This is a genomic window from Bacillus sp. REN10 (assembly GCF_016820555.1).
Lineage (GTDB): Bacteria > Bacillota > Bacilli > Bacillales > Domibacillaceae > Bacillus_CE.
Genome location: NZ_JADHDW010000002.1, coordinates 122,405 through 136,651, shown reverse-complemented (window position 1 = coordinate 136,651; position 14,247 = coordinate 122,405). Strand labels below are relative to the sequence as shown.

At 38.2% G+C, this 14,247-nt stretch carries 10 protein-coding genes and 1 riboswitch; of the genes, 4 read left to right on the top strand and 6 right to left on the bottom strand.

Features of this window, described 5'->3' with window-relative positions; all coding sequences use genetic code 11:
- Positions 1 to 45: 45 nt before the first annotated feature.
- Entirely contained in the window at positions 46 to 1,542 is a 1,497-nt protein-coding gene (locus IRB43_RS03925; protein ID WP_203362140.1) for a PAS domain-containing sensor histidine kinase, read from the top strand.
- Between the two features lie 80 nt (positions 1,543 to 1,622).
- On the opposite strand, the gene IRB43_RS03920 is transcribed toward IRB43_RS03925, so the two are convergent.
- Complete coding sequence (locus IRB43_RS03920) at positions 1,623 to 2,096, bottom strand: methylated-DNA--[protein]-cysteine S-methyltransferase (protein WP_203362139.1); 474 nt, start codon at positions 2,094 to 2,096, stop codon at positions 1,623 to 1,625.
- A 139-nt stretch (positions 2,097 to 2,235) separates the two neighbouring features.
- On the opposite strand from IRB43_RS03920, the gene IRB43_RS03915 reads away from it, so the two are divergent.
- Positions 2,236 to 3,267 carry an acyltransferase family protein gene (locus IRB43_RS03915; RefSeq protein ID WP_203362138.1) on the top strand — a complete coding sequence of 344 codons (1,032 nt, stop codon included), beginning with the start codon at positions 2,236 to 2,238 and terminating at the stop codon, positions 3,265 to 3,267.
- 15 nt (positions 3,268 to 3,282) lie between these two features.
- Complete coding sequence (locus IRB43_RS03910) at positions 3,283 to 5,022, top strand: B12-binding domain-containing radical SAM protein (protein WP_203362137.1); 1,740 nt, start codon at positions 3,283 to 3,285, stop codon at positions 5,020 to 5,022.
- A 139-nt stretch (positions 5,023 to 5,161) separates the two neighbouring features.
- Here IRB43_RS03910 and IRB43_RS03905 read toward each other — a convergent pair whose 3' ends face one another.
- The 5 genes from IRB43_RS03905 to IRB43_RS03885 all read right to left on the bottom strand — a co-directional run bounded on the left by IRB43_RS03905 (position 5,162) and on the right by IRB43_RS03885 (position 12,862).
- Complete coding sequence (locus IRB43_RS03905; protein WP_203362136.1) at positions 5,162 to 5,935, bottom strand: TerC family protein; 774 nt, start codon at positions 5,933 to 5,935, stop codon at positions 5,162 to 5,164.
- A gap of 88 nt (positions 5,936 to 6,023) precedes the next feature.
- Positions 6,024 to 6,132, bottom strand: a riboswitch (yybP-ykoY riboswitch).
- Between the two features lie 57 nt (positions 6,133 to 6,189).
- A complete protein-coding gene (locus tag IRB43_RS03900; protein ID WP_203362135.1) occupies positions 6,190 to 9,258 on the bottom strand; it encodes an efflux RND transporter permease subunit in 3,069 nt (1,022 codons plus the stop codon).
- Between the two features lie 163 nt (positions 9,259 to 9,421).
- A complete protein-coding gene (gene nhaC, locus IRB43_RS03895; RefSeq protein ID WP_203362134.1) occupies positions 9,422 to 10,801 on the bottom strand; it encodes a Na+/H+ antiporter NhaC in 1,380 nt (459 codons plus the stop codon).
- Positions 10,802 to 10,965: 164 nt separating this feature from the next.
- Positions 10,966 to 12,540 (bottom strand): peptide chain release factor 3, encoded by a 1,575-nt coding sequence (locus IRB43_RS03890; protein WP_203362133.1) that lies wholly within the window; start codon positions 12,538 to 12,540, stop codon positions 10,966 to 10,968.
- A 79-nt stretch (positions 12,541 to 12,619) separates the two neighbouring features.
- The gene (locus IRB43_RS03885) at positions 12,620 to 12,862 is read right to left on the bottom strand and encodes a YueH family protein (protein WP_203362132.1); all 243 of its coding nucleotides are present in this window, start codon (positions 12,860 to 12,862) and stop codon (positions 12,620 to 12,622) included.
- Between the two features lie 163 nt (positions 12,863 to 13,025).
- On the opposite strand from IRB43_RS03885, the gene IRB43_RS03880 reads away from it, so the two are divergent.
- Positions 13,026 to 14,243 (top strand): NupC/NupG family nucleoside CNT transporter, encoded by a 1,218-nt coding sequence (locus IRB43_RS03880; protein ID WP_203362131.1) that lies wholly within the window; start codon positions 13,026 to 13,028, stop codon positions 14,241 to 14,243.
- Positions 14,244 to 14,247: the final 4 nt, after the last annotated feature.

The following is a 14,247-nucleotide window of genomic DNA, read 5'->3' as shown; positions in this document are numbered from 1 at the left end:
TTTGTTATAATATAAAGGAATGACTCTTTTAAAGGACGAAAATCAATGAAAAAACATGGTAGATTCATATATATTTTTATCGTTATCCTCCCTTCTATTCTAGCGATTATTGGTTTTTACGATTTTCTTTCTAATCGTGCTGGTGAAGAGCACAATCAAGAGCTAGAATGGATAGCTAGTTTGCATAAAAATCAAATGGATCAATTTATTAGTGAAACAAAAGTAAGTTTAGATATACTAGCTGTCAGCATCGAAGAAGAAATGGATAATGTAAATAAAGTAAAAAGCATCTTTAAAAAAATGGCGAATCAAGACCCTCGGTATGGCGGTATCTATTTGCTTGACTTTGAGGGCAACTTACTTGTTGGAACAAATGACTATTTAAAGCAATACAACTTGAGAAATAAGCAATATATTAAAGAAGTATTATTAACAAAGGATACAGCTGTATCAGATGAGGTAGAAACTCTTTCAAATAATCAAGCGGTTATTGCTGTCGCTACACCTGTTTTAAAAAATGAACAAGTAGAGGCGATTATTGTTTCTCATATCCGCTTAGATTATATGAAAAATATTATGAAGGTACTTACACCGGAACACTCAATTTTCTTTGAAAATGCTAAACAAATTCCCGTATTTTCAGTTAACGAAACATCTAAGTCGTCAGAGAATGAGCTTTCTTTTAAATATCCACTCTCTCAACTTCCTTGGAACTTAGTCATTTCAACAGACGAACAAAAAAACAACAGCTTTATCGGCTATACATTCCTGTTTGCAGTTGTTTTCATTGTCTTGTTGCACATTGTTTATTTATTCATTAAATATATGATGCTCAAAAGACAAACAGGCATTGAAAGAATGCAGCAAGAATCGCAAAAGCTAGAATTAATCGGAACACTAGCGGCAAGTACGGCTCACGAAATCAGAAATCCTTTAACCGGAATTAAAGGACTTGTTCAATTATTAAATGAAAAATATAACGATCAAGAAGATGAATTTTATTTTTCCATCATTAATAAAGAAATAGCGCGCATTAATCAGATTGTCAGCGAGCTATTAATACTAGGAAAACCAACCGCTCAAAAAGTCAGCATAGTCGATATAAGAGATATTGTTTCTGATTTAAATCCATTAATCTATTCAGAAGCTAATCTATATTCTGTTGACTATAAAGTGACTTTACCCGATCAGGAAACATGGGTGAAAGTCAATGTTGACCAACTAAAACAAGTCATTTTAAATTTAACGAAAAACGCCTTTGAAGCGATGAATAATGGCGGAGAATTGCGATTAACAATATTAAAAAAAGAAGACCATTGCCAGTTATTGATTACAGACGATGGTCCCGGAATCGAAAAAGAGAAACAAGATCAATTGTTTAAACCTTTCTTTACTTCAAAAGAAAATGGAACAGGCCTTGGGCTTGTCGTCTGTAAACGAATTGTTGACTCATTTGATGGGACAATTGAAATTGAAAGTGAATTTGGGTTTGGAACGACAGTCAGCATTGCCCTTCCGCTACAAACAAGACCTACTGAATAAACAAAACAAAATTAACGCTGAATACAAAGGATGCTTCACAAACCAACTCGGTTCTGAGGCATCCTTTTTCATGATTTGTTTTATAACACCCCTTCTAGTTTAAGCAACTTTCTTTTTTTATCGATTTCCTTTCCGGCATACCCAGTTAATGATTGATTTTTTCCAATCACCCGATGACATGGAATGACAATCGGAACCGGATTCGCTTTATTGGCTTGTCCAACTGCACGTACCGCTTTTTTATTGCCAATTCGTTCAGCAATTTCACTATAAGATCTTGTTTCGCCAATGGGAATATGCCGTAAAGCATTCCAAACCGCTTGTTGGAAATCGGTTCCTGTTATATCTATTGGTAGGTCAAAATCAGTACGATTTTGTTCGAAATATTCGCCTAATTGTCTAACCGCTTCTTTTAACAAAACATCATCTGGTTGAAAGACCCTATCCTCTTCTTCCTGCAACAAAGAAAACTGGATTGAACAAATCCCTTTTTCATTTCTTACAATGGATAAAGGACCAATTGGACTTAACATATGGATAAATAATCGCTTCATGCTCCACTCCCCTTTGCAGATTGTATTAGCAGACAAAATGAAAATCATGTATAATGCTATGATGTATTTATAATTTTATTATCGTCATAATGAAGTCAAGATTCAAGAACAGAATAACCATTTCAAAAGGTGATGCATAATGTCTAAAAGGGATTATTACTTTGACAACGCAAAGTTTATTTTAATTGTCTTTGTCGTGTTTGGTCATTTTCTTCGTTCGTATATTAGTGATAGTCCTCCCATTTTCGCTTTATATGCTAGCATTTATTTATTTCATATGCCCGCATTTGTATTAGTCTCTGGATTTTTTGCAAAAAGCTTTTATAAAAAAGGATATGTTAAAAAAACAGCACAAAAAATTTTATTACCTTTTTTTACATTCCAAATCATTTATTCTATCTTTTATTTTTATTTGTATGAAACGCGTTCCTTTGAACTTGATTTGTTGATTCCTCATTGGTCTTTATGGTTTTTGCTTAGTTTATTCTTTTGGAATGTTTTATTGCTGATTTCAGTGAAGTGGCTCAAATTACCCGCTTCGATTCTACTTCCGTTCACGTTTATCGCGGGAGTGACTGTTAGCTGTATACCACATCATTTAGATGTTCTCAGCTTTGCCCGTACATTTGTATTTTTCCCATTTTTCTTAGTCGGCTATTATTTAAAAAAAGAACATTTCCAATTTCTATCTAGAAAAATGATAAAAATCCCTTTGCTGCTAAGCGCCATACTGATCTTTTTCGTTGCTTATACGCATTCAGATTTTGATTTTAATTGGTTTTTCGGATCTATTTCCTATGCAGATCTTTCCGTTACAAACGGTGAAGGAATGATTACTCGCATCGTTCTTTATGTATTAAACTTTATCATGATCGCTTTTTTCTTTGCGTTTGTGCCAAAGAAAAAATTCTTTTTCACCGCTTGGGGGAAAAACACTCTTTATGTGTATTTACTGCACGGCTTCATAATTAAAAGCTTTCGGGACAGCGACTTTCAAGATGGAACAGAGTCGATTATTGTATTATTAACCTTTTCTCTGCTGTTAACGATGCTATTATCATCATCTGTTGTTACAACGATCACTCAGCCTTTCATTGAAGCAAAATGGACCAAGTTTAAAGAGCTCTTTCATCATCAATCTAATTCAAAAAACATGTCAGAAAAGCAATAAGGAGAGTAGCATCTAATGAAAGTAACGATAAGTACATTAAATGCCAAATACATCCATACCAATTTGGCGATCCGTTGTTTAAAAGCATTTGCTGAACCCGATTATCCAGTCGAACTAGCCGAGTATACCATTAAAGATCCTGTCATTAATATTGTAACCGACCTCTATAAAAAACAGCCGGACATTTTAGGTTTTAGCTGCTACATTTGGAACATTGAAGAAACCATTAAAGTAGTTGAAATGATCAAAAAAGTACTACCTCAAACCGTTATAGTATTAGGAGGTCCAGAGGTAAGCTACGATGTTCCCTACTGGCTTGAACGCATTCCTGAAGCCGACTTTATTGTCATCGGAGAAGGCGAAGAAACATTTAAGCAGCTGCTTGATGAAATCAGTGGAGACAAAGATTGGAGCAACGTGCATGGTATCGGTTATCGCCAGGATGACAAACCAGTCATTAACCCTCAACGAAATAAGCTGGATTTGCGTGAGCTTCCCTCTCCTTTTCGCTTTGAAGAAGACCGAGCTCAGTTATCGAAAAGGGTTACTTATATTGAGACAAGCCGTGGCTGCCCGTTCCGCTGTCAATTTTGCCTATCATCCATTGAAGTAGGTGTTCGTTATTTCAACCGTGAAAAAATTAAGGACGATATTCGTTATTTGATGGCTAACGGGGCAAAAACAATTAAGTTTGTCGACCGGACTTTTAATATTAGCCGTAGCTATGCGATGGAGATGTTCCAATTCCTTATTGATGAACATCTCCCTGGGACTGTGTTTCAATTTGAAATTACAGCAGATATTATGCGCCCCGAAGTCATTCAGTTTTTAAACGATCACGCACCTGCAGGGCTCTTCCGCTTTGAAATTGGGGTTCAATCAACCAATGATGCAACGAATGAGCTCGTCATGCGTAAACAAAATTGGTCAAAGCTAACAAGAACGGTCACCATGGTGAAAGAAGGGGGGAAAATTGATCAGCATCTTGATCTCATCGCTGGCCTTCCAGAAGAAGACTACTCCTCCTTCCGCCAAACATTTAACGATGTGTTTGCGTTAAGACCGGAGGAATTGCAGCTTGGATTTTTGAAAATGCTACGCGGAACCGGATTGCGCTTACGGGCAAAGGAACATGATTACGTGTATATGAACCATGCGCCTTACGAAATCTTACACAACAATGTGCTGTCATTTGCTGATATGGTGAAGATTAAACAAGTCGAAGATGTGCTTGAAAAGTATTGGAATGATCACCGAATGGATGAAACAATTGAATACCTAGTAACCAAATCATTCGACACGCCGTTTGACTTTTTCCAATCTTTTGGAGCTTATTGGGAGCAAGAAGGCTGGGAGCGTATCGGTCATCAGCTAGAGGATTTATTTCAACGACTGCTACAATTTTTAATCGCCTCGAATATCTCAAATGTAAACGATATTCAAAGCTTAATGAAATATGATTATTTATTAAATCAACGCTACAAGCCGAGAAAGCCTTGGTGGACTCCAACGCTTGATAAAAAAGACCGTTCACTTTTATATCAAGCCATTCTCAAAAACTCTGACCTTCTTGGAGCGGACTTTGCTGCGCTTCATCTAACCGAAAAAGAGTTATATAAACATACCGTCATTGAAGACTTAACAATGATGTATCAAAATGGTCAGTGGATACAGCAAAAGACTTACTTGATCGTGTACTTTGAACCAACTAACGGTCAACCGCAGGCCTTTTTCATGAATCGAAACGAAATATGACCTACTCCAGCATGGCTGAAATAATGGCCATGCTACTTCTTTTTTAAACGGGATGATGTTAAATATAACTTACATAACAAAAAAGTGTGATAAGGAAGATCACACTTTTTTGAAAAACTAGCTATTCAATTTGATGCAGTTAATTTACTTGTTCACTTACAGGACCTTTCTTTTTAGCGAATAAGTAACCGCCCAATGCGATTCCTACTAGAACAATCCAGAAAGTAAGTTTCCATCCTGTCGACTCTGGGAAGTGTTCATCAAGAATATGGACTTTCGGATGCGCCAAAGTAAAGACCGCAAGTTTCACACCTACCCAGCCAACAATTAAGAAAGCGGCTGTTTCAAGTGAAGGATAGTTTTGCAATAAACGTACAAACCAAGTAGCTGCAAACCGCATGATCACGACACCAATAAACCCTCCAAGGAACATGACAATAAATTGGCCCCCATCGATTCCACCAATGTGGAATGTTCCTACCGGTTTTAATGTAAGGGCTAAGGCAACAGCTGCCAGCATCGAGTCAATCGCAAACGCAATGTCTGCCACCTCTACTTTTAAAACAGTCATCCAGAAAGAAGAACCTTTAGCTTCCTTAATTTCATGACTATCGGTACCGTTTTTATGCTTCCAAGTTTTATATAGATGGTTAATGGCAATATAGAATAAGTAAATCGCTCCAATCGCCTGCACTTGCCATACATCCACTAAAAACGAGATAAGGAATAAAGAAGCGAGGCGGAAAATGAATGCGCCTAATAATCCATAGAATAGTGCCTTCTTTTGTTCTTTTTTCGGCAAGTGCTTCACCATAACAGCCATCACAACAGCATTGTCAGCAGCTAAAATTCCTTCTAGAGCGACGAGTACAAGCAATACCCAACCGTATTCGAGTAACAATGATGCATCCATAAATTAAATCTCCTCCAATGATTTATTGATAATGAATACGAAACAACAAAAAAGCGAGACCTTTGCCAAAAAAGGCAAAGGTCTCGCTGAGCATGATATTCCATCATGCCAACAAAGCCGATGGATAGACATCCATGAAATGACGACTTTGTTCTAGGTACTAGATTACCTAACGGCTACTCCCCTTTGACGAATGTCAACGAAGGTTCAGTTGTTTGTTTTTTTATTATAAAAAAAACGAGCCCAATTGTAAACTATTTTGTTTGCTTAATTTTTTTCATGTTCCTTGTTTCTCGATCAAAGAAGCTATAAACGACTGGAATGACAAACAATGTTAAAAACGTGCTTGAAATTAATCCGCCAATCACAGCAATTCCCATCGGCTGATTAATTTCCGTTCCTCCGCCAATCCCCATCGCTAACGGCACTAACCCAAGAATGGTGGTTAATGCGGTCATTAAGATTGGACGAGCCCGGTCTTTAACAGCAGAAACAATGGCTTCATAGCTACTTTCTTCTCTATCTTTTCGCTGAATAATATAATCGACAATTACGATCGCATTGTTAACAACAATGCCTGCTAAGATCAAAATGCCGATGACAGCTGGAATGCTAATTGGCGTTCTTGTCACAGTTAAAGCAATCGATACCCCAACAACCATTAATGGGACCGTAAACATAATCACAAATGGATATTTAAATGACTCATACTGCGCCGCCATCACGATGTAAATTAAAACAATAGCCAGCACAAGCGCCATAATCATATCATCAATGGAGCTTTCTAACAAATCACGATCTCCACTAAAAGTAATTTTTGTTTCATCCGATAAATCAAGCCCCGCTATTTTCTCATCGACTTTTTTAGAAATTTCTCCAAGGTTTGTATCGGATGTATACATCGCAGTAAACTGCACCGCTTCTTGCTGATTAATCCGTTGAATGCTTACCGGCCCTTCTTGAATTTGGATATCCGCAAGGTCTTTGAGCTTCATGAAGTTCCCAGAAGGTGTTTTCACTAATAAGTTTTTTAAGCGATCAATATTTTTTGTTACATTTTGATCATATTGCACTTTCACTGTTTGTACTTCGTCATTTTTATTAATAATTTGTGTAGCAATTACTCCTCTAGTCGCATCATTGACGATCGAAGCGATTTGAGCAGGGGCAAGGCCTGCCTCTAACCCTTTCTCCCGGTCAACAGTGATTTGAACTTCTTTAACGGTTTCTTCCCGATTCGTTGTTATTTCAGTGATATCAGGAATGTCTTTCATCACCGTTGTAATCTCTTTCACCGCTTGATCGAGTCGCTCCTTGCTTGCGTCTCGAACGTTAAACGTAAGTGTTTGCGGGCTTGTCCCTGACGCAGACTGCAAGTTAAAAGTCACTTCTGCTGTATTATTTACATTTTCCGCGGCTGTTATTACCTCGTTTTTAATCTCATCCACAAAAGCAAAAACAGATCGATCTCTTTTTTCTAGCGGATCTAACTTCACATAAAGTTCAGCCACATTGGCTGATCCTGTCCCTCGGAAAGAATCCTCCTGAGTAGATCCAACTAAACTAACGAACACATCGACATCCTTCTGCTTCTCTAACTTTTGCTCAATCGCTTCAATCACACGATTGGTCTCCTGTAAAGCTGTTCCGTTCTCAAGTTTGACTTTAATGTTGAAAAATCCTTCGTCTGTCGGCGGCAGAAATTGTGACCCAACCGTCGTTAATCCAAAAGCTCCGCCTATAAACAACACAAAGGAGATTGCTAATACGAGAAAGCGATGATGTAAGGACCAGCGAACCGCTTGTTCAAAGCGTGACATAGCAGCGGCTTGCTTCTTACCTGTCGATTCTGACATCTTTAACCAGCGGCTTGCCATCATTGGAATAACAGTCAACGCGACCACTAATGACGCTAGTAAACTAAAGGAAATCGTTAAAGCAAACTCTTTAAAAATTTGACCAAGAATACCCGAGATGAATACAACCGGCAAAAAGACAGCAACCGTTGTTAATGTGGAAGCGGTTATCGCTCCACCTACTTCTTTGGCTCCATCACGCGCCGCTTGCTTGGCGTCTTTCCCCATTGATAAATGTCGATAAATATTTTCAATCACTACAATCGCATTATCAACAAGCATTCCAATGCCAAGAGCCAATGCCCCAAGCGTCATAATATTTAAGTCAAAGTCAGCAAAATACATTAAAACAAAAGTAACAATAACAGAGTAGGGAATTGCGACACCTATAATAAGCGGACTTCTTACATTTTTAAGGAAAATAAATAAGACAAGCATAGCAAACATACCGCCAAGAAGAAGAGAATTTCCGATATTGCCGATGGACAGGCGAATATAATCTCCTTGGTCGAATAGGATATCTGCATCGATTTTTTTGTAACGATCTTCCTTCAAAAGTTCATTTAATTTTTCTTGAAATTGTTTAGAAACTTCCGCTGTATTCGCATCTGCTTGTTGCAATACACTCAGTAAAACGGCAGAATGCTGATTCGCTCGTGTGATCGTTCCTGTCTCTTTTTCTGTTAATTCAACGCTCGCTACATTACCTAACGTAACTTCTTCTCCATTCAGCGGATTCACCGTCAATACTAATTGTTTCATTTCATCGACACTCGTTAATTGACTAACAATCCTCGTCGTTAACGACATTCCATTTGATTCGACTGTATCGCCTGGAAGAGAAATATTATTTGCTTGAATGAGCTGCACAACATCGGATTGCGCTAAATTATATTTTTTCAGCTTTTCTTCTTTTAATTCAATCCTTACTTCTTTTTCTAAAGAACCTGTCACGCTAACACTGGCGACTCCTTCGACTGTTGTTAAGTCTTTCTCTAAATCAGATGCTAACTTTTTTAAATTCTCTTCGTTATCTGTTGACTGAAGTGACAACTGAATAATCGGAAATTGCGATGGATCAAACTTAAAAAACTGCGGTTTACTTGCCTCGTCAGGAATAGGAGTGCGATCAATTCGCTGCAATACATCTGATTGAACGTCATCAATTTTCGTACTCCAAGAAAACTCGAGTAACAATAAATTCGATCCTTCCCTCGTAGTCGAAGTAATATTTTTAATTCCCGGAAGTGTTGATAGGCTTTCTTCTAATGGCTTCGTTACTTTCTCCACCACTTCTGTCGGACTCGCTCCTTCATAAGAAGTGACCACAACAGCAATCGGTGGATTAATATCTGGTATAAGCTTTAATGGAATTTTTAATAGAGACACAATCCCTAAAATAATGACTAAAAACATAATCACCGTAGTGAAAACCGGTCTCTTGATGGAAAAATTACTGATTTTCAAAAAAATTCTCCTTTCCCAATATGCTAAATCTCAACCTTATCCTCCTAACTATAATGTACACATTTACAACGTACAACTTTAATCACTCTTCTATCAAACAAGCCACCCATCCTCTAAAATAAAAGGAGATTAACAGTAAAGTTTGTTAATCCCCTTTTCAGCTTTATTTATTTTTCGTTAATGTCCAGCCTGTTATTCCAAATAAAACAGTTAACATTGGACTTAATAAACAAAAGAAGGCAAAAGGTAAGTAGTCAATCGTAGGAACGCCAAGCATTTTCGTAATAAACACCCCACACACACTCCAAGGAACAAGCGGATTGATGACGGTACCAGCATCTTCAAGTGTTCGTGATAAATTTTTCTTTGCTAAACCTACTCTTTCAAATTGCCGTCCAAACGCTTCTCCTGTTAGCAAGATCGATAAGTATTGTTCGCCAATAATCAAGTTCACGCCAATCGCGGAAGCAGCCGCTGCTGCGATTGTGCTCCATACTTTTTGCAAGCGGTGCTCAATCGCTTCAAATAGTCGGGGAATAATGCCAAGGGAAAACAACAAACCTCCTAAACTTAAAGAAAGCAAGACGAGAGAAACGGTAAACATCATACTTTCCATACCGCCCCTTGATAACAATGCATCTACTTCGGCATTTCCTGTCTCTGCTTTATATCCAGAAAAGATCACTTTCAATACATAAGCGACCGCATGATCCGAATGAATAAATGATAACGCAATCCCTAATATAGAACTTAATGCCAGCGTGACAAAAGGAGATACTTTTTTAATAGAAAGGATAAATAATAGAACAACAGGTAACCAAGAATACCAATGAACTAGATTCATCTCCAACAGCGTCGCTTTAATCCCTTCTATTTTCGGGAAATCAGCTGCCGTCATTTCAGGTGAAATCCCTGCAAATAACAAAACAGTTATGAAAAATGCGGGGATCGTCGTCCATGCCATATTGCGAATATGTTCAAATAAATCAACGCCGACAATGGAAGCAGCTAAATTAGTCGTATCTGATAAAGGAGACATCTTATCTCCAAAAAAAGCGCCAGAAACAACTGCACCAGCTGTCATAGCCACAGAGGCATCCATCGCCTGACTTACACCGATAAAGGCGACTCCAAGCGTGGCTACCGTCGTTAAAGAGCTGCCGATGCCTAAGCCCACAATAGCCGTGACAAGAAACACCACACTATAAAAAAACTTAGGGGTCACTAGCCCAAAGGCTGCGTGAATCATCGTTGGAATCGTTCCGGATAAAATCCAGCTGCTTACTAAAATTCCTATAAAGAAAAAAATAAAGACCGCACCCATTCCACTTTTCGCGCCATCTAGCATGCCTGCTTCAAGCTTTTGAAATGGGATTTTTTTGAGTAGCCCAAAAGCTAACAATAATAAAATCGAAAGAAGAATAGGGATATGTGGCACAGACTCCAATTTAATAATGGAGGTGCTGATGACTGTAATGATTACTCCAATTAATACAAAAGCTTGCATTAACGAAGGTTTCATTAATGGCTCAATTTTAAACATTTTGTACACCTCTGATGTATTCAATCACTTTTTTACTTGAACGCTTTTCTGCATTGAAGCACATAACTCTCATTATTATCTAATCGGACACTTGTGTCAATCAATTCTTTCACATAAATAAAAACCAGCTAGAAAATAAGTTTTCTAACTGGCTTTCATTTCATTTATTCCATAATATTATATAATTTCAAGTGTTCATTCTTATCACTGAACCAACGCAAAGCAAATTCATTTTCAAATAAAAACACAAGGCGGTCATACCGGTCTCTTACAAGCAGACTGCGGGAATTAGACAAACTTTCTTTCACATCTTGTTCATTTTCGATCCAACGAGCAATTTTCGACCCCATCGGCTCCATAATCACTTCTGAGTTATACTCGCTTTTCATTCGATGCTCAAATACTTCAAATTGAAGCTGACCGACCGCTCCTAGAATATAATTTTCTGTGTGTAACGTTTTATAAAGCTGAATCGCGCCTTCTTGGACAAGTTGCTGAATACCTTTATGAAAACTCTTTTGCTTCATCACATTTTTCGCGGATACTTTCACAAAGAGCTCTGGTGTAAACTGCGGTAATTTTTCATATTGAAAGAGCGGTTTTTCTCCGACTAATGTATCGCCAATTTGATAGGTGCCCGTATCGTATAGCCCGATAATATCTCCACTCACCGCTTCATTAACAGTGCTACGATCATCTGCTAAAAATTGTGTCGACTGTGACACTTTAGATGTTTTTCCTGTTCTTGTTAACGTCACGCTCATACCTCGTTCAAATTTTCCTGAACAAATTCGAAAGAACGCAATGCGATCTCGATGAGCAGGATTCATATTCGCTTGGATTTTAAAAATAAAGCCAGAAAATTGTTCGCTAACAGGATCAATCTCTCCCTTGTCCGAACTACGTGGCTGTGGTGGCGGAGCAAACTGCAAATACGTCTCTAAAAAGGTTTGCACACCAAAGTTGGTTAACGCACTACCGAAAAACACAGGTGTTAGCGTACCGTTCGCAATTCGTTCTTTCGAAAATTCATTGCCTGCCTCTTCAAGCAGCATAATTTCCTCCAACGTTTGATCATATAAAGCCGATTTCGTAATTTCATGATCAACCGCTAACTCTCCCTCTTCATTCAAAGGCAGAAAACGATCTTCTTCATTTTCCACACGAAATTGTTCAATCCGCTGATTGAAACGATCATAAATTCCAAAAAACTCTTTCCCCATTCCAATCGGCCAGTTCATCGGATACGACTCAATGCCTAGCACCTCTTCCAGCTCAGCAAGAAGTTCAAGCGGCAATTTCGCTTGTCGATCCAATTTATTAATAAACGTAAAAATAGGAATGCCTCTCATACGACATACTTTAAATAATTTAATCGTTTGGGCTTCGATCCCTTTCGCTGCATCAACAATCATGACCGCACTATCTACCGCCATTAATGTTCGGTACGTATCTTCACTGAAATCTTGATGCCCAGGTGTATCCAAAATATTAACTTTATAATCCTCGTATTGAAATTGCATCACAGAGGAAGTAACGGAAATCCCCCGTTGCTTTTCAATATCCATCCAGTCAGATGTGGCATACTTCCCTGTTTTTTTCCCCTTTACTGTTCCAGCATCACGAATGGCGCCTCCAAACAGTAATAATTTCTCTGTTAATGTTGTTTTTCCCGCATCTGGATGGGAAATAATCGCAAATGTTCTTCTAGAGAGAACTTCTTCTTTTAATGAAGCCATGTAGTAGCCAAATCCTTTCAAAGTTAAAATCCGTCAATTGCCATGAAAAAAATATAGCGAAAAATAATGTGAATGTCTATTACATTTCACACGTCCATTGATAAATTCGATGAGCTAATCCTTCAGCAGATTCCTGATCTAATCCTGTGTTCATTAATGAAGAAAACAGTTTATTGACAAAATGCTCCCCATTTTCTTCATACGTAAAGGAAATCGACCACTCTTGTGTAGGCACCGCCACAACAAAGGTTTCTTCTTTTTTGTTCTCATATATATATACTTTTATTTCTTTTTCGTGCAACAATGTTTTTCTGATTTTCATGTTTATGCTCCTTCATCTAAGACAATTAATTAATAATAGAGTCCCATATTCCCTGTTAAAATTTTCTCTTAAAAATGGACTACTTTATTATTGTATATCTGTTAATCCCATTATAAACTATACAACGGCGCGTACAACAAAGAAATACAGAGAGGTGAGTCAATTGACTTATATTTGGGGTTTATTGGGGATCATCATTGTCCTTGGAATAGGCTATATCTTTTCAACAAACAGAAAAATGATTAAATGGCGGACGGTGCTTGGCGGACTTGCTATTCAGCTTTTGTTCGCTTTCATTGTTTTAAAATGGGACTGGGGTCAAGCGAGAATGCAAGACTTCACGATGCTAGTCAATGCTATTATTGACTATTCAAGAACAGGTATTGACTTTTTATTTGGTGGATTATATACAAAGGAATCAAACATCACCTTTGTCTTCGCTTTAAATGTGCTACCAGTCGTCATTTTCTTCTCTTCTTTAATTTCCGTTCTATATTATTTAGGGATTATGCAAGTGTTCATTAAATTTATTGGAGGGGCACTTGCTAAAGTACTTGGTACAAGAAAAGCAGAATCAATCTCAGCAGCAGCTAATATTTTCGTTGGACAAACAGAGGCACCTCTTGTGATCAAGCCTTATATTAATAAAATGACGGAATCGGAGTTATTTGCCGTTATGACAGGTGGATTAGCTTCTGTCGCTGGCTCTGTTCTTGTCGGTTATTCCCTTCTTGGAGTGCCGCTCGAATATTTATTAGCTGCCAGTTTCATGGCAGCACCTGCAGGACTAATCATGGCTAAGTTATTTGTTCCTGAAACGAACACTGACCCTGAACCGAAAGAATTCGAAATGGAAGTGGATTCTGATTCCACAAACGTCATCGACGCTGCAGCTAGAGGAGCTGCGGTCGGCTTACAGCTTGCTTTGAACATCGGTGCAATGCTGCTTGCTTTCATTGCATTAGTCGCAATGCTCAATGGTTTATTAGGCGTCATCGGAAATGCAGTAGGATTAGAACATTTATCACTTGAGCTCCTGTTGGGCTATATCTTTGCACCGCTTGCTTTTGCCATCGGTGTTCCGTGGGAAGAAGCAATTCAAGCAGGAAATTATATCGGCCAAAAAATTGTGATTAATGAATTTGTTGCTTATTCCAACTTTGCTCCTGAAATTCCAAACTTATCTGAAAAAACAGTAGCGATTTTAAGCTTTGCTCTTTGCGGATTTGCTAACATTTCATCAATGGCGATCTTGCTTGGAGGGCTTGGTAATTTAGCGCCAAGCCGTCGATCAGATATTGCCCGCTTAGGACTGAAAGCGGTTCTTGCTGGTGCACTTGCTTCCTTATTAAGCGCTGCGATCGCTGGGATGCTTATTTAATGAG